This is a genomic window from Desulfomonile tiedjei DSM 6799 (genome assembly GCF_000266945.1).
Classification (GTDB): Bacteria; Desulfobacterota; Desulfomonilia; order Desulfomonilales; family Desulfomonilaceae; genus Desulfomonile; species Desulfomonile tiedjei.
In genome coordinates this window covers 2,175,112-2,192,217 of sequence record NC_018025.1, presented here as the reverse complement: position 1 = coordinate 2,192,217, position 17,106 = coordinate 2,175,112, and the positions used below count along the sequence as shown (strand labels likewise).

11 protein-coding genes are annotated in these 17,106 nt (G+C 49.0%); 6 read left to right on the top strand and 5 right to left on the bottom strand.

Features of this window, described 5'->3' with window-relative positions; all coding sequences use genetic code 11:
• The first annotated feature begins 374 nt into the window (after positions 1-374).
• The 4 genes from DESTI_RS09140 (at position 375) to DESTI_RS28645 (ending at position 8,037) form a co-directional block, all read left to right on the top strand.
• Positions 375-800 (top strand): VOC family protein, encoded by a 426-nt coding sequence (locus tag DESTI_RS09140; RefSeq protein WP_014809680.1) that lies wholly within the window; start codon positions 375-377, stop codon positions 798-800.
• Between the two features lie 73 nt (positions 801-873).
• Positions 874-2,016 carry a saccharopine dehydrogenase family protein gene (locus DESTI_RS09135; protein WP_014809679.1) on the top strand — a complete coding sequence of 381 codons (1,143 nt, stop codon included), beginning with the start codon at positions 874-876 and terminating at the stop codon, positions 2,014-2,016.
• Between the two features lie 20 nt (positions 2,017-2,036).
• On the top strand, positions 2,037-3,284 hold the full coding sequence (locus DESTI_RS09130) for an aspartate aminotransferase family protein (protein ID WP_014809678.1): 1,248 nt from the start codon (positions 2,037-2,039) through the stop codon (positions 3,282-3,284).
• Positions 3,285-3,966: 682 nt separating this feature from the next.
• The gene (locus tag DESTI_RS28645; RefSeq protein WP_014809677.1) at positions 3,967-8,037 is read left to right on the top strand and encodes a PAS domain S-box protein; all 4,071 of its coding nucleotides are present in this window, start codon (positions 3,967-3,969) and stop codon (positions 8,035-8,037) included.
• 268 nt (positions 8,038-8,305) lie between these two features.
• On the opposite strand, the gene DESTI_RS30690 is transcribed toward DESTI_RS28645, so the two are convergent.
• Genes DESTI_RS30690 through DESTI_RS09105 form a run of 3 tightly spaced genes read right to left on the bottom strand, consistent with a single transcriptional unit; the run spans position 8,306 to position 13,086 of the window.
• Complete coding sequence (locus tag DESTI_RS30690; protein ID WP_014809676.1) at positions 8,306-10,336, bottom strand: type IV secretion system DNA-binding domain-containing protein; 2,031 nt, start codon at positions 10,334-10,336, stop codon at positions 8,306-8,308.
• Between the two features lie 9 nt (positions 10,337-10,345).
• Complete coding sequence (locus DESTI_RS09110) at positions 10,346-12,415, bottom strand: hypothetical protein (protein ID WP_014809675.1); 2,070 nt, start codon at positions 12,413-12,415, stop codon at positions 10,346-10,348.
• Positions 12,412-13,086, bottom strand: coding sequence for a hypothetical protein (locus DESTI_RS09105; protein ID WP_014809674.1), 675 nt, complete (start codon positions 13,084-13,086; stop codon positions 12,412-12,414). The genes DESTI_RS09110 and DESTI_RS09105 overlap by 4 nt, the downstream gene beginning before the upstream one ends.
• Positions 13,087-13,378: 292 nt before the next feature.
• On the opposite strand from DESTI_RS09105, the gene DESTI_RS09100 reads away from it, so the two are divergent.
• Positions 13,379-15,052, top strand: coding sequence for a glycosyltransferase family 39 protein (locus DESTI_RS09100; protein ID WP_083846686.1), 1,674 nt, complete (start codon positions 13,379-13,381; stop codon positions 15,050-15,052).
• Positions 15,053-15,071: 19 nt separating this feature from the next.
• Here the strand turns inward: DESTI_RS09100 and DESTI_RS30685 are convergent, their stop codons facing one another.
• Together DESTI_RS30685 and tnpA are read right to left on the bottom strand one after the other, a co-directional pair.
• Positions 15,072-15,254 carry a hypothetical protein gene (locus tag DESTI_RS30685; RefSeq protein WP_014809672.1) on the bottom strand — a complete coding sequence of 61 codons (183 nt, stop codon included), beginning with the start codon at positions 15,252-15,254 and terminating at the stop codon, positions 15,072-15,074.
• Positions 15,255-15,584: 330 nt separating this feature from the next.
• Positions 15,585-16,043, bottom strand: coding sequence for an IS200/IS605 family transposase (gene tnpA, locus DESTI_RS09095; protein WP_014809671.1), 459 nt, complete (start codon positions 16,041-16,043; stop codon positions 15,585-15,587).
• A 389-nt stretch (positions 16,044-16,432) separates the two neighbouring features.
• Between tnpA and DESTI_RS09090 the strand changes: the two genes are divergently transcribed.
• Positions 16,433-17,083 carry a SagB/ThcOx family dehydrogenase gene (locus DESTI_RS09090; protein WP_014809670.1) on the top strand — a complete coding sequence of 217 codons (651 nt, stop codon included), beginning with the start codon at positions 16,433-16,435 and terminating at the stop codon, positions 17,081-17,083.
• Positions 17,084-17,106 lie beyond the last annotated feature (23 nt).

Genomic DNA, 17,106 nt, shown 5'->3' with positions numbered 1-17,106 from the left:
GATCAGGAGCAGCTAAAACCTATCCTCTCGACAAAAAGCTTTCCAGACCGCCGCCCGAAACTGAAACATTACAAATAAATCAAGATCAAGATTGTGCTTGACGGGAAGTCCGCTCCCGATATAATCTTAACATGCGGAAAAATACCGGCATTTTTCAGTGATTAACCACGGTTTTCTGCCTCTCTTTTCGGTAACAAGGACGGTCATCAGCGGTCCGGGAGACGCTCAGGGTCTTACGAAGGCCGGTGTATCCGACATGCCTTGTTCACCTCATCCTTCAATACACAGCGCGTCATTTGCCACTTCGAGCAACTGCTTTCCCACTGATATGGGATGCGTAACATGGGAAAGAGCCCCCGAGGAGAGAGGCATTCGTGAAAGTAAAAGAAATCGACCACATCTGTTTTGCTGTCAGGAGTGTTCATGAGGCTCGTAAGGTCTATGAAGGGACTTTGGGGCTGGAACCGATATGTGAGTATGTTGCACCTGAAGAATCCATACGAGTGATTCGCTATCTGGTTGGAGGCGTTGCCGTAGAAATCATGGAACCGACCAATCCCGCTTGTGAAGTGGCAAGATTCCTGGATCATCGAGGCGAAGGCCTTTTCCTTATATCATACCGCGTCGACGATGTGGAAGAAGCTCTTGAGGAGCTGCACCGTGCCGGCAGGAACACCATAGACCGTGAGCCTCGTTATCTTTTTGGAAATCGTTATGCATTCATAGACCCTCCGGGCGCATTGCACGGGGTGCTCACTGAAATACTGGATGGGGAATTCATAAGCCCCACTACTGAGTAAAAGTCGATATCGAGTCCGCAAATCCACGAGAACGGTGGAGCGGAACAATCCGAATATTGAGGAGGAATGAAATATGCGTGCATTTATATTAGGCGGAGCCGGAGGTATGGGCCAGGGCGTCGGTCGGGACCTGATAAAACAACCACAGGTGGCGAGCGTTCTTCTGGGCGATTTGTATCCGGACCCGGCAAGATTGACTCCCAAGCTGCGCGATAGTGAAAAAGCAAAGCTCATCAAAATGGACGTGAACGATCACGACGGCATGGTGAAAGCGTTCAAGGAAGTCGATGTCGTGATCAACTGCGCAGGCCCATTTTACAAGACCGCGGTACCTGTCGCAAAAGCGGCAGTCGAAGCCAAGGTAAACTATATTGACATTTGTGACGACTACGAAGGAACCGAGATTCTCTTCAATTCCGAGATAGACAAAATCGCGAGAGACGCTGGAATCACCGTTCTTACCGGCATGGGTTCCGATCCGGGGACCAACAATGTCCTTGTGAAATGGTACGCGGACCGTCTGGACAGCGTAGACGAAATTTTCCTGTACTGGGTGGTGAGCATTGCCGAGCTTGCAGGAGCTGCCTGGGATCACAGCCTCCACATGACCCTTGGAAAAGTTCCCCAGTACATAGACGGTGAACTGGTCCATGTGGAAGGAGGAACGGGAGAAATTGCAGCAGATTTCCTGGAACCCCTTGGCACCTGCAAGATGCGCTATGTCGGGCATCCACAGCCATTGACTATCCCCAAATACATAAAAGACGTCAAAAACGTTATAATCAAAGGCGCACTCATTCCCGAATGGGTGGACGATCTGATAAAATTACAGAAGGACACAGGTTTCTTGGGCACTGAACCGAGGGATATTAAAGGAACAACAATAACCCCCTATGACCTTGCGTTGAAGCTTTGGGAAACTATTCCTCAAGGAAGAGACAACGGACCGCAGTCATCGGGCCTCAAAGTCATTGTCAAAGGTCAAAGAGACGGCAAGCAGGTAACCTACACAGCCGATATGGTGGGAAGGATGGCTCCCGGGACGGGTCTTCCGGCTTCCATTGCAGCGCTCATGATGAATGCAGGTGATGTGACGGAAAAAGGCGTGGTCGCTCCGGAAGGCTGCATCGATCCGGCGAAGTTTCTTGCAGAATTTCTGAAGAGAGGTGCAAGAATCCACCAGACAGAGACGATTTCGTCATTACTTCAGGTCTAGCTCGGAACAGGAGACGCTCTATGAAAGAAATGGAAAAACTGAATATCACCAAAAGCCGTGAGCTGTTCGATGAAGCAACTACATTGATTCCCGGTGGCGTTCTGGGTGCTAGAAAGCCGGCCGATTTCATTGATGGAGAGTATCCAATCTTTCTTGAAACCGGAAAAGGCTGTCGTCTTACCGATGTCGATGGCAATGAATTCATCGATTTTCTTTGCGGTTATGGTCCCATAATCCTGGGGTACCGTGAAGAAGAGGTGGACGAAGCAGTCTACAGGCAGATAAGAGACAAGGGATTTTGTTTTACACTGACTCAAAAATACCAGAATCTGCTCGCCAGGAAGCTTACGGAATTGGTGCCCTCTTCCGAGCTGAGTATCTTTTTGAAAACAGGCTCTGATGCCACCAGCGCAAGTATCCGTATCGCGAGGGCGTACACGAATAAACTCAGAGTAATGCGCTGCGGATATCACGGATGGCATGACTGGTGTGTTGAAATGAAAGGCGGAATACCTGCCAAAATGTACGAGGATGTCTTTGAGTTTCAGTACAACAACCTTGACCAGTTAGAAGATTTGATGACAAAACACGGCAACGACACCGCGGCTATCATCATGACTCCTTTCGGCCATCCCAATCATCAAAAGATGCAGGTCCCGAATCCCGGATTCCTCGAAGGTGTAAGGGAAATTGCCAACAGGTATGGGACTGTGTTGATTTATGATGAAATTCGCACCGGGTTTCGGCTTTCAATGGGCGGAGCTCAGAAACTCTATGGAGTCACGCCCGATCTGAGTGTCCTTGGAAAGGCAATCGCCAACGGTTATCCCATTTCGGTAGTAACAGGGAAAAAGGAAGTTATGATGGCGGCTGCCCACAAGCTCTTCATCTCTTCGACGTTTTTCCCCAACAGCGATGCCTTCATAGCAGCGCTCAAGACGATAGAAATCCTTGAGCGGGACAATGTGCTCGACAATATCTGGGAGAAAGGCGGGAGATTTATCCGGCAAATCCAGCAGTTAATCGACAAGCACGACGTGGGAGCCGAACTGACCGGAGTCGCCCCGATGTTCTACCTCACCTTTAGGAAGGATGAGACAGGTGCATACAAAACCAAACGAACGGATTTTTACGCACAACTCATCCGAAGAGGGTTCTTTTTCTCGCCTTTCCATCACGGGTATATCAATTATCGGCACACCGAGGAGGACTTGAGATTGACCTTGGACGCAATCGATCAATCCCTGGCCCTGCTGAAGCAAAAATAACTCTTCGTTCCTCACATCAGACTGGATATGGTTTTCCTGTATTCTCCGGTTTTCAAGAAATCGGCATACCGGGAAATCATGTCCGCTATGCGATCCCTTGACATTCTCGTCAGAGCGGTCTTCCAAATCAACCGAGGTAGGGCTGTTTCTTCAGAAAGCTATTCAGTTCAGCTATAAGGATTCACTTTCCCTAAGCCGTAATAATCACTCAAGGAAGAAATCATCTCTGCTGCAAGTGAAAAGAATGAAATTATTAGTTGGTTCATCGTACGATTTCGTGTAAGATACTGAATATCCACTTAAGAATCCGGTTTTCAGCCGATGTACAGGTCTACCTGCATTTTGCAGTCCGACTGGATCGGCAGACCCGACCTACCCTGGAGGGGGCAATAGAATCGTTCTTCCGTATCGATTGTTGTGGGGATGAAGAAAGTAATCCTTCGGCACCAGGTCATAACCCCTTCCGCTCACGGGGATATTTTGGGACACAATGGCTTGCTTCAACTCCAATTTTGTTCAGGGGATCGGTTTCGCTTTCATCCTGAGCGCGATTTTCTAGCTCAACCATCTCGTAAGATCTGCGTCATAACCTATGTTTACACGGCACAGTCTCAGGCGGCTGATTTGCGACCGGATCTGGAGAGTTTGGAGTTGGATTGCACTTTGCCTCTGGAGTCGATGCATGAGTGATACATCTCCCAAGCAGGTCGCTACTCCTGGGAAAAAAGCGCGGGCTCTGTCACTCCTTTCGTTCCAGACAAGGCTGATCTGGTTTTGTGTGCTGCCTCTCGTAGTTCTGGCAATGTTCCTCGCTGTGACGTACGTCTATACCCTCCAGACTCAAAGAAATGAAGACGCGGAGCATCAAGCTCGGAACGTCGCAATGGCCATCGATCAGAAGATCGGTTCACAGATGGCGGCCATGCAAGTATTGAGCTCTTCTCCACTGTTGGACGATCTTCAACGGTTCAATGAGTTTTACATCGTAGCACAGGCGTTCCACAGACGTTTTGGCAGTCATATCGTCCTGGCTGATACGTCAATGCAGATGCTACTGAACACCCGCTTACCTTTAGGAACCCCACTGCCGAGACTGCCCCTACCCAAAGGTCGCGCCGCAGCACCAGTTGCACTTGAAACTGGAAATCCGGCGGTAGGAGACGTGTTCTTCGGACCCATTGCGAAAGAACCTCTGGTTGCAATAGCTGTGCCGGTCATACGCAATGGGGCAACAAAGCTTCTCTTGATCAGCGTCATCCAAACCAGCCAATTTCAGGAACGACTCGAAAAGGTCTCATTACCTTCTGAATGGTCGTTAAGGCTGCTCGACGGTACTGAAGAAGTTATGGCACACCGTTCATCGCCTGACACTGACAATAGCTCCTACAGCGACTCCAAACGCTTCGTTGCCAAATCCTCTCTCACTCCATGGTCTGTGGTACTGGAAATCCCTGCTGATGTTTACCGGGCCCCACTTTTCCTAGCGACATTCGTTTTGGCTGCCGCTATTCTGGCAGTCACTTTGATCAGCATTTCGGGCGGATGGCGAGCAAGCCGTAAGTTGGCCGCCTCTGTTCGGGCATTGGTAGAGACCCGGCTGAGAGATGTCTCAGAATTGTCCATCATGGAAATAGAGGCGGTTCGCCGAATCCTTGCCCACACAGCGGAAGCCCGAGAACTAGCTGAATCGACTCTTCTGGAAAGTGAACGGCGTTACCGTGATCTCTACGAAAACGCTCCTGACATGTATGTCTCTGTAGACGCAACAACCAGCCGAGTTGTCGGATGCAACCAAACCCTCAGCCGAATGACAGGATACTCCAAGGAAGCCATTATCGGACGCCCCGTACTCGAAATATATCATCCGGACAGTCGCGAGGATGCATGCAAAGCATTCCAAGTCTTTCTGGCTGCAGGCAATGTTCACAATATCGAACTCCAACTATTACGTGCTGACGGGAGCACGATCAATGTCATTCTGAATGCGTCGGCAGTCTGCGACGAGAACGGAGCCATATTAATCAGCAGGTCCAGCCTTCGAGACATAACCGACCTTAAGCGAGCAGAAGAGATAATCCTTGAGTCCGAGAAAAACCATCGTCTTCTCATCGAGAACCTGGACGCAGGAGTAGTGGTCCATGCGCCCGATACGCGTATTCTGCTCTGCAATAGGGTCGCTTCGGAAATGCTTGGTGTATCCAGTGAGAAAATGATAGGAAAAACGTCTTCAGATGAGGACTGGATGTATGTTCGCGAAGATGGGTCGCCTTTACCTCCTGACGAGTACCCGGTAAATCGAGTCATTTCAACATTGGAGCCCATTTCCAACTGCGTGGTGGGTATGGATCGACCTGGAAGCAACGATCGAGCCTGGGGTTTGGTCAATGCTTATCCTGCGATCAATGAGAAGAACGAGTTGGAGCAGGTGGTGGTGACATTCGTAGACATCACTGACCGCAAGCGGGCCGAAGATGCTCTAATCCAGAGCGAAAATAGATTTCGTCTTTTGTATGAGGAAGCACCTGTTGCGTACCAATCGCTGGATGAAGATGGCTATCTGTTACAGGTCAACATGACGTGGCTCCAGTTACTCGGATATACCCGCAGTGAAGTTATCGGGAAAAGGTTTTCCGATTTCCTGAATGCCTGTTCACGGGACCATTTTGAAGAAATGTTCCCCGAGTTCAAACGTGCCGGACACATCTCCGGAGTTGAATATCGAATGGTGTGCAGAGACGAGTCAATCATCGATGTGTCTGTTGATGGCAGGATCGTTTGGACGGAAGATGGAAAATTCAGGCACAGCCATTGCGTGTTTCAGGACATAACGCAGAGAAAGAAGGCTGAAAGAGCTCTTCTGGAAAGCGAGCAGAAATACCGTGCCACGTTCAACACTGCTTCCGTCGGCATTGACCTGGTGGCCCCTCAAGGAACCTTCCTTGAAGTGAATAGCACCTTGTCCGAATTTTTGGGGTACGCTCCGGAAGAACTTCAATGTCTCACCGTATTTGATGTGACACATCCCGAGGATATTGTCAGATCCAAGATGTTACATGAAGCCATGATTCAAGGGAAGACGGAAGGGTACCGCCTGGAAAAGCGCTTCCTGCGAAAGGATGGTTCTACCCTCTGGGCAGATGTGAGCGTATCCGCGTTGCGAGACGTCGACGGCACATACAGAGCTACTGTGGGCGTAATCAGCGATATCACTCAGCGGAAGATACTGGAGGAGGCACGCAGCCGCTTGGCCGCTGCAGTCGAGCAAGCTGCAGAGACTGTCGAAATTACCGATGCTCAGGGTACCATCGTGTACGTAAATCCCTCGTTTGAAAGGACCACGGGGTATTCGCTGCAAGAGGTTGTCGGGAACAACCCGCGAATTCTTAAGAGCGGTCGTCATGACAACGAATTCTACAGGCATATGTGGGATACGATAACTCATGGAAAGACCTGGACCGGCCACCTCATCAACAGGAGGAAAGAGGGGACGTTGTTTGAAGAAGACGTATCGATTTCCCCTGTAAAAGCCGATTCAGGCGAGATAACAAACTATGTAGCAGTCAAGAGAGATGTTACCAAAGAAGTGTCGTTACAGAGACAGCTCTTGCAGGCTCAGAAAATGGAAGCCATAGGGACTCTTGCAGGAGGCATGGCACACGATTTCAACAACATTCTGCAAGTTGTCCTGGGCTTTTCGGAACTGATGCTTGCCGCAAAATCCAAAGAAGATTCGGATTACAGCGATCTCCATAAGATTCATCATGCGGCTTCCAGTGGCGCTGATCTTGTTCGAAATCTGCTTACTTTAGGTAGAAAAGTGGAAACCAAACCGATACCAATGGATTTGAATAACCAGGTGCGAACCGTGAAGAAACTTCTTCAGCGTACCATTCCAAAGATGATTGGCATTAAACTCGATTTGGCAGGCGACCTCATGAGGATGGATGCCGATCCGGGCCAAATCGAGCAGATCATCATGAACCTCGCAGTGAATGCGAGAGACGCAATGGGAGAAAAAGGCACTCTCACATTGAAAACCGAAAACATTGTCCTGGATGAGGAATATTGTCGAACCTATGCGAATACACAACCGGGTCAATATGTCCTGCTTTCTGTTTCCGATACCGGACACGGCATGGGTCGAGAGACGCTTCAACGTATTTTTGAACCATTTTACACCACCAAGGAATTGGGAAGAGGCACCGGATTGGGGCTTTCTATGGTGTATGGTATCGTTAACCAGCACGGAGGTCACATAAGGTGTGAGAGTGAGATCGGTCTCGGAAGCACTTTTCGCGTCTATTTTCCGGCTATCAAGGCAATCGAGGAATCTCCATCCGGAGAAACCGATAAAGTGCTTGCATTAGGAACAGAAACAATACTTCTGGTGGATGATGAAGAGTTCGTCAGGGATCTGGGTGCCAGAATTCTGAGAAAAGGCGGGTACACCGTCTTGACGGCCAAGAATGGGCTGGAAGCTTTAGACGTGTTTAAGAAGGAAAGCTCCCGGATTTCTCTGGTGATTCTCGATCTGATCATGCCGGAAATGGGTGGTAAAGGGTGTCTCAAGGAACTCTTGAAGATCGACGACAAGACCGGAATTCTCGTTGCCAGCGGCAGCTCGGCGGATTCTACCATAAAAGAGTGTTTTGAACTCGGGGCAAGAGGGTTCGTAGCTAAACCCTTCAGGTTGAGAGAATTGTTGCGAGAAGTGCGGAAGATTCTGGATCGGAGTTATACTGATTTGCATTAGTATTATATCAGTTGCCAAAATTAGTGACCGATTGAAGATTAGGAAGATTGGTAGGTGCCGTGCCTCCGTGCCGGCACATCTTAAATATGATCAATGATATCGATAGAATGAACCTGCAGGGACGCCGGTCCCTACCAATATCCTGTAATTCACACGAGGGATAAACGACAGAATTTTTGGCACTGACTATAGCACCAATTTGCTCTCTCTCTGAATGCAAATCCGTATAAATCGCGCTGAAGAATCAATGCGTCACGAATTCTTAATATCAGGATTCCGATTTCGTGGACTCGAATTTCTCAAAATAGGGAATTACCCTCAATCTCACAAAGGGGGTGTAATGATCGTTGCGAAAGAGCCCTTCAAATGTCTTCTGCAATCCCAGAATGTTTATGATCTCTTCTTTGTGCTTATCCGATCCTTTGAGTTGATCGGCAATGTATTTCCTGTCCGTTATTTCCGAGTTCTTCAAAAATAATCCTGAAGCGGCGTTGGCATGAATGTCCGAATGAAAATCCTTCGCCTTTTGTGAAGAGAGAATCATGGCCACCCCGAATTTCCGGATTTCACGAAAAAGCTTTACGATAGATTCCGAGCCGCTCAATTTGTGTGCTTCATCTACGATAACGGCCATCACCGGATGAGTCCGATGGGGTTGGCTGACAAAATGATTGTAGAGTTTGAGCAATACGAATTCCGCAACTGCGAGCTTGACTTCTTCCGTGGGCAAAGGAGCAAGCCTGATCACTTTAGGCGATTTGATGAAATCGTCAAAACCTTCATCGTCTCTGGAGCCTGAAAACAGGTTGAGACTGAAAATCGGTGAAAGTCTGTTCAGCAAAGCAGTGTGATTGGGAAGCTCCAGGATTTTGGATTCGAGCTCCTCAAACGCAGGGTATCCTGACGGAGGCTTTTCCGTTGTCTCCTTGGTAATCCCACGATCTGCGTAACATTCGATCATTGCGGCTCGAAGGTTTGCTTCCTGCTGAACTCCCAGTCCGTACACTCTTTTCAGTATCCCCGCAGTCGAGAAAACTCCACTGGCAAGCTGAATCTTCCCTGTTAGAGGATCGGGAACGAGTTCCACAGGATTGAGCGGTAAGCCGTCTCCCGGATAATGGGCTTCCATGTTGTGGCGTTGCAGGAATTCAGGTGTAACGTAGTCGTTGTTAAAATCGAAAACTATGGGAATCAAATTCTTGTGAACGACTTCACTAATGAGAGACTTCAAAACCTGTGTCTTGCCGGACCCGGAGGTCCCTACAACCAGCATGTGTCCGTTTGCAAGACGAGGATCGCCGGTGAACGGATTCCAATAGACCGGAGACGCTTCATCTTCCAACGTCTTCCCGATTAAGATCCCTTCACTGCGTATCTCTTTTTGAGCTTCTCTCTCTACCCTGCTCCGCAATCGCTCGGTTAGCTGAGGATTTCTGGCACCAAACCGCTTATCGCAATCGCTTCTCAGTGAGCATATTCCGCAGAGACCTTCCACTGTGGTAGGAGGAATTCCTGCATTCGGTAGATTTGCTGCACTGAGCCAATTCCCCATTTCATTTATGAGCTTTAGGCTTACTTGGAATGCTTCTTCCAACATCTGACTCGTGAAGAGTTTTACTTCGGGTTCTTGTCCCAGATAAAAAATCACGGCCCGTGCAGGAATTCCCGAAGTCTCCCGAATCATCCAGGCATACGTTGACACCTGCTCAAGATCTCCGATCAGCTCGTAATCACTCTTGCACTTAAATTCCAACACGACGAATTCTTGATCTTTTGCATCAAAGAGCAATGCATCGTATTTTCCGCGGATAGTAAGAGAAACGCCGGATTCCGTAATCAATCTCTTGCTCATCTTCTTTTCCGGCGGCAGAAAAAGGGATTTCAGTGTGTCAGCGGACGTTTTGAAAAGAGGTCTTTGGCTGAAGATTTCCTCAGCAAGAAATTCGGACAATTTTCCCAGGCCGCGAGCAAATATCAGGATATGATCTCCGGAGAGATTTTTGGGCTTTGACCTGGAGAAGAAAGCTGGAGTGAGATATTTCCTGTCCAGATGGGCCCATAATTGCACATTGAAGTCCTGCCGATCCTTTCCACTCGATTCCAGGAGTTCCGTGAGATCGCCATCTTTTCCGGATGCTATAGCCTGGAACATGGGTCCCGCCACAGAATCATGAAAGAATGCTCCCGGAAGCACAAGCTCATCTTGAAACAGCTTATGCTTGCGGCGGCTCTTATATTCATCCACCAGTATCCTGGGGCAAAGACACGCTCTCCTGATATGGGTGGGCCACAGTATCATGCGCACCTTTTACTTGAGGAAATAGATAGGAGGAGTAACTGCGTAATATCCGATTACGTTATTGTGCTGGCTTATGACCACAGCGAGTTGATCCAGCGTAATCTGTCCGGCGCCTTTCTGCTTTTGGAGATGGGATGCTATCTGTTCCAGCTTGAACTTGTACGGAGGACGATCGAGCACCTCTATGATGCGGGAAACGATTTCTCCTCCTTGTTCAGGAGTAATTCCGGGAGGAGGTTTGGATCGGCTGGTTTTTCCCGTTAAGAACTTTTTTTCAATATTTGCCAGGAATGAAGACTTATAGTGGGCTGTCAAAAATGATGCGAAATCCTCCATGCTCACGACCTTGCGATCTCCGCGATCGTTGGACACATATGACAAGTCGCCGGGAGGAATTTTGTTTCTCGTGTACACAAGCGCATAGAGATCGGCCAACTGACTGTAATCCACATATAGCTTGGTTCCGCCGCAATCCTCAAATATCTTGAGTTGTTCCACAGTCTTGGGCATTTTGTTCGGAGCAGGCGGTATGGGGCTGTCGGCATCCCGGAGGAAAACCGCTACATCCGTATTGCCGGTTTGGATCCTGGTGATAAGGTTCCCGAGATTCTTGATCAATGTTTTTCCGTGGGAGGATGTTTCCACCGCAATATCGAGCTTTCGTTTCTCGGCCTTATTCTTGAGCCGCTTGATCTCCAGACGCAGGTCGACATTCTTGTCCTGCCCAAAATGAATTATCTCGTATTCCAGGTTGTTCTTCAGCTTGCCGAAATAAAGATGCAGAGCTTCCACTATGGTATCTTTTGCGAACGGCTCTTTGTTGGGGGCTGCCAATAACTGCTCCCGCTCGGCATGAAAACACTTCTTGACGATCGCGACAGGATCTTCGGGAACAAACTTGTGGCCCATCAGTTTGCTGGCAGTTGTCAAAACCATTCTCGGAGTGTTTCCGTCTTTCAGAATTTCTGTGCGAAGCACTTCCTCCTGGAATGGATAAAACGGATTGGGGCGTGCCTGTGAAGATCCCTCAAAAGCCCAATTAAGTCTTGCCTTAATGATATCCAAAGCTTGCTCCAAATTGCACCCTTGAAGGGGGATCACTTCGGATGTAAGTCTGTCTCGTGCTGCTTTATCAAGGTTCTCTTCAGAAAAACCGGACTCAAGAGTATCGGGACGCATGAACGCAATGGGCAAGATATTATCGACTTCATTCACTATCTCGGAGATCAACTTTCCGAAGGAACTGATCAGCGCCGTCGTATCGAGGTTTTCCAACTGATCGAAACAAAGGATCATGGGGCGGTAGAATCTCAACAGTCTGCCGATGGCTTTCAAGATCTGCTTGGACCTTTCCTCCTGCGCCTCTATGGTGAGATCGATCTCGTGGAACCTTATGCCAAGCGCTTTCGCATCGTCTTCATCGGGAGGATAACCGCTCAGGAGATATTGCACTATGGTTCTCTTGGAGTCGTCCAGATAATGAAAGAGCAACTTAAGGACCATCTTGGAAATGAGGTCTTTCGGAAGCTTCGAGGCAAGAAACTCCTCGGTCTTCGACAAGATCTTGGCCCACTTCGCCATGTTCTTCTGCTGCTGAAAAATCTTGACGGGATTGGCTTTCAAAGCTTTCAAAGAGTGTGGGGGAATCTTGACCTGACCACCCTTCAGGTTTTCTTCAAGAGCGGCAATGATCACATTGGCCACAATGAGGTCCAGTTGAGTGCATCCGAAGAAAGCATCCAATCCCATGGGCGAGCAATCCAGATTGGTCATGACCCGCTCCAACAGGTTACTGAACATGGTAACCGGATTCTTCATCGGGTGTACGTAAACAAAAATGAGCTTGTTCCCTTGAGCAGTCATAAGTCGTTTGATCAAATGACTCTTCCCGCTCCCAGCTTCTCCCAAAACCAATGCGGAAAGGTTTGGAGTCTTATGAATTTGCCCGAGGAGTTTAATGATGCTCTCGAACGGCTGCGCATTCACCGTCGCTATATCAGGTTCGGGAGATCTCCAGGGATCGCCCACAGCTCGCGCGGCAAACGGATCGAAAGGCAGGTCAGGGGATTTCGGTTTCATGTTTCCCTCCACCTCATGCGGAGGAACAGATGATCTCCACGCCGAAAAGAATCGTTCTTCTGGTCGTCGGTAAATTTTTGCGGGTCTCCTCCCAAAAGTTCCAGTACAGGCTCGTCCCGTTCATTCAAGTTCCTGAGAAGAGTGTCAAACTCTTCCTTGAATGCCTCCAGCTCACGACGCACCTTGTATATTGGAACGAATCCGCCCAAATGCTGAGGCACGAATTTGTCATAAGCGCTTTTCAAACGATCTACGGACAATGCATTTGGCTCCGACATCTGGGCAGCCGATGACGGAAATGCCAGGGGAAAGTGAGCTCTAGCACCAATCATGGACCAGAATCTGCATGATCGCTTGCCTTTTCCCGGTGGTTCCGAGAACACGAGCCCTCTTCTCCAGAGATCGTATACAAATGATTGGACATCCTGAGAACCTGCCTCGGGCTTCTTCGCTCCCAGTTTTACAGCGAGTCCTCGACGCCAATCCAACCCGCACTTCTTGGAGAGCTCACCACACGTGAATCCTCGTTCTTCCTGCTTTTCGAGCACCTGGAGCAGTCTGGCCTGTAATTCGGCTTCGGAGAGTACTTTCTGCTGTTTCGCACGACCTGTCGTTTTCCCAGGTGTTCCGGATTTTGGATTCTTGTCTGAAGCATTTTTTTTCGAGCCCATGGTGACTTTTTCCCCGTCCGACATTGGTAAATTCTGTGTGAACGCAACTTCTGAAAAGGGCTTCTGTCGCATTTAACACATAGATCAAGATCGGCAAATTGACAAGCGATTAATGATTTTTGCCAGATAGAGACTGCTGGTCTGGGCGGAATCCTACGAATTTTCGTTGACTACGAAGCAAACGGTAAGATACGGTCAAAAACAGGAGCTATCCTACAACCGGTCACGGACGTCGAACGATGGAGATGCCGGTACTGCCGCATTTCTGAAATAGAATAATCCTGAGAATGAGATGACGAGAATGGTTGCAGAAACCGCGAGGACAATCGAATCGAATAGCAAGCAAAACGCTGCTCAAGGAATCCTCGGAAGCCGATGGGGAATTCTCGCGCTTGGTCTCGTGTTGATTCTGGTGGTTGGAGTTCGCATTCACCTGAGCGACATTCCGTTGGAACGTGATGAAGGAGAATATGCCTATGCCGGTCAACTGATGTTGGAAGGCATTGCACCGTTTTCCAGAGCTTACAACATGAAACTTCCCGGCATTTACATGGCCTATGCTGCGATCATGGCGCTTCTCGGACAGACGCATGTTGCCATTCATCTTGGTTTACTGATCGTCAATGTGGCTACCTGCATTTTGGTTCTGTTCCTCGGTCGCAGGCTCTGGGACGATATGACCGGGTTCTGTGGAGCAATCTTCTTTGCTATTCTGTCTTTGAGCCCAGATGTTGACGGGGTTTTTGCGAATTCAGAGCATTTTGTCCTGCTGCCGGCTCTGGGGGGAATCCTCCTCCTGTTCTACGCCCTGGATTCAGGCAAACGGCTTGCTTTCCTTGCTGCTGGAATTCTGATGGGACTCGGGTTCACGATAAAGCAGCATGGTGTTTTTTTTATTCTCTTTGGCGTGTTTACCATTGTTGTGACCGAGTGGCGAAGATCGAATTCAACTTTTCGTAAATCTCTTCTACACGTGCTGATCTTCGTAGTGGGAGCTGCCCTACCCTATCTGTTGTTATGCGTAATTATGTGGAAAGCCGGGGTATTCGATAGGTTCTGGTTTTGGACCGTGACTTATGCCCGGGAATACGTTTCCCAGATCCCTCTCAGCATGGTTCCCGATATTCTTGTTTATAATCACCGGGAGACTGTTGCAAATGCCTTCGTCATATGGTTGCTGGCCGTTACTGGGCTGTTGTACATGCTTGTCCGTGTTAGAAGCGACAACAGATCGGTACCGGCAATAGCTTTTCTTTTGTTTTCCGTGGCATCGGTGTGCCCGGGACTCTATTTCAGATCCCACTATTTCATTCTGCTTGTACCCGCTATTTCCATTTGCGCCGGAGTGACCGTGTCCGCGCTGTGGAAATCCGCCAAGGAGAAGATCTCCGTTCCCGTTGCTGGTGCGCTTGTGGGGATCATAACAATCGTGGCGGTATCCTGGGTTTGTTATTCCTGCAGGCAGTTCTTATTCCAGTCTGACTCTTCCACTGCTTCCCGCATGGTGCATGGAGCCAATCCCTTCCCTGAATCCCTGATTGTAGCTGACTATCTGGCACAAAACACATCCCCGGACGATACCGTCGCAGTGCTGGGTTCGGAGCCCCAGATATTTTTCTACTCGCAAAGAAAGTCGGCTACCGGCTTCATCTACACTTATCCACTTACTGAAGGACATCCGTTCGCGAGTGAATTGCAGCGTGAAATGGCAAGGGAAATTGTTGAGTCAAAGCCGAAATATCTTCTTTACGTTCACGTGAGCACATCGTGGGGATGGACTAACCGGTCGGACAGGTTCATACTGAGGTGGTTCGAGAAGTACACGAAAGATTTCTGTGAATTGGTGGGAACTGTAAAGATCGTTCCTCCCAGCCCTACAGTCTACGATCTTGGACAAACAAATCTCACCTATCCTCCCAAAACCGAATATTGGTTAGCTCTCTTCAGGAGAAGAACGCCGTCATAATCAACCGATCGATTCGGCCTTACTGTCTCATGATAGCCGGCACGACCGACTCATCAAGCGTGAGAACGTAAATACACATTGCGGCAAGCATCATACCTACCACCAGCCATACCCGCCAGTCTTTATGAAATTTCCAGGAGTCTTCTTCGTCATTTTGTGTGTGATCGTGCGATCTTGGATGCTTGTGATTGTGCTGTGTCATATGTCGTCCACCGTTTGGCTGTTATTGAGAAAACAATAACACTGCATGCGAGAATATAGCAAGAGAGGTGTTCGATTGAGACGTGCACCCGTAGGCGCTAAAATAAGAATCCCCCGCGCAGGATGTGCTGATCAAAGGGAACCGCATCATTTTTGCCAGGGTGTCTGAATAACTGTCATTGCGAGCGAAGCGAAGCAATCGCCTGACATTAAGGACCTGACTCCCGGGCGATTGCCACGTCGCTGCGCTCCTCGCAATGACAAGGATTAAGTTAAATGACCCCCGGCAAAGCCGGGGGCATATTCCTGTTAGCCCCTCAAAGGGGCATGTTCATGAGCCCCCTGAAGGGGGCGTCTCCGCATGGAGCATATTGAGTTGCTCCAGCCGGGCATCTTCCGCCTCCTGCTCACGGATATACTTTTTGACGGACTCTTCGTCCAATCCCACAGTCGAGACATAGTACCCTCTTGCCCAGAAGCTCTCTCCCGTGAAATTCCTCTTTCTCGACGTGAAGTTCCTTGCGATTGAGATCGCACTTTTTCCCTTGATGTATCCGATCACACTGGATACGGCAAACTTCGGGGGAATACTGACGCACATGTGGACGTGATCCGAACACAGGTGCCCTTCGATTATCCTCGACTCTTTCCGTCGAGCCAAATCATGAAACATCTCTCCAAGGTGCTTCCGAAGTGCCCCATAGATCTGCTTCCGGCGCCGCTTCGGAATGAAAACCACATGATACTTGCAATCCCATTTCGTGTGGTTTAGGCTTTGATAATCTTTCATCATAACCTCCCAGAATTGAAACTTGGTGTGTTCTGGGAGGTTGCTCTCTACTGCCTCGCACGGTCAAACCTTAAAGGGTTCACCCCGGCAAAGCCGGGGGCTTATTTATTTTTGTTAGTTGCTGAATGGTAGATCCTAGCTGTTTGCGGGCGTTTTCCATCAACATGGGTCGGCAGAGACGCCGACCCCCACCAGGAAAGTTGAAAATGGATGCTCTTACTTTAACGTTTATGGGACGCGCACCAGTTTCGTGTCGGCAGGAACTTCCATTTCAGTAATCGCAATAGATGCTTGTAGGCGTCCCTTGCGAACAGCGGGACTTCATGGTAGGGCTGAAAAAAGAGGTGAGACTTTCTCCACCAAAAACATGGTCTCACACGGAGGATTCAATGAAATATCGACTCCTTATTGTAACTTCAATGAGTCTGGTGTTTGTCATAGGGCTGTGCCTTTCTGCATTTGCTCAAGAGTTGAAACCTATTCAACTACCCGAGCCCAGGCTCGATCCGAGCAAGTCTTTGGTGCAGGCGCTCAAAGACAGAAAAACCACTCGGGAATACAGTGGCGAGCTCTCGGAACAGGTGCTCTCAAATTTGCTTTGGGCTGCATGGGGCATAAATCGTGGAGACGGTCGTCGCACTGCTCCCAGTGCCAAGAATTGGCAAGAGACAGATCTGTATGTTGCGATGAAACAGGGGATTTACCTCTATGATGCCAAGAAAAATACGTTGGAGCCGAAAGTATCGGGTGATAATTGTTCTCTGACGTACACGCAGGACAGATTCAAGGATGCACCCATTCACCTCGTCTTCGTCGCGGATTTGGACAAGATGGAAGGAGACGAAGGAATCAAGATGGTGTTGGCAGGAATGGACACCGGCTTCATAGCGGAAAACGTTTATCTGTATTGCGCATCCGAAGGATTACCGACCGGATTCAGGGTGTCCATCGACAAACCGAAATTAGGTGCAGCCCTAAAACTGAAGCCGAATCAACGAATTATGGCTGCTCAGAGCGTAGGACTCCCGAAGAGCAAATAGTATTTGTAATGTTTGCCAAAAGT

Coding starts and splice junctions, on each gene's coding strand:
- DESTI_RS09105 (WP_014809674.1), bottom strand. CDS start 13,086: ATGGGCTCGAAAAAAAATGCTTCAGACAAGAATCCAAAATCCGGAACA.
- DESTI_RS09135 (WP_014809679.1), top strand. CDS start 874: ATGCGTGCATTTATATTAGGCGGAGCCGGAGGTATGGGCCAGGGCGTC.
- DESTI_RS30690 (WP_014809676.1), bottom strand. CDS start 10,336: ATGATACTGTGGCCCACCCATATCAGGAGAGCGTGTCTTTGCCCCAGG.
- DESTI_RS09090 (WP_014809670.1), top strand. CDS start 16,433: ATGAAATATCGACTCCTTATTGTAACTTCAATGAGTCTGGTGTTTGTC.
- DESTI_RS28645 (WP_014809677.1), top strand. CDS start 3,967: ATGAGTGATACATCTCCCAAGCAGGTCGCTACTCCTGGGAAAAAAGCG.
- DESTI_RS09130 (WP_014809678.1), top strand. CDS start 2,037: ATGAAAGAAATGGAAAAACTGAATATCACCAAAAGCCGTGAGCTGTTC.
- DESTI_RS09100 (WP_083846686.1), top strand. CDS start 13,379: ATGACGAGAATGGTTGCAGAAACCGCGAGGACAATCGAATCGAATAGC.
- tnpA (WP_014809671.1), bottom strand. CDS start 16,043: ATGAAAGATTATCAAAGCCTAAACCACACGAAATGGGATTGCAAGTAT.
- DESTI_RS09110 (WP_014809675.1), bottom strand. CDS start 12,415: ATGAAACCGAAATCCCCTGACCTGCCTTTCGATCCGTTTGCCGCGCGA.
- DESTI_RS30685 (WP_014809672.1), bottom strand. CDS start 15,254: ATGACACAGCACAATCACAAGCATCCAAGATCGCACGATCACACACAA.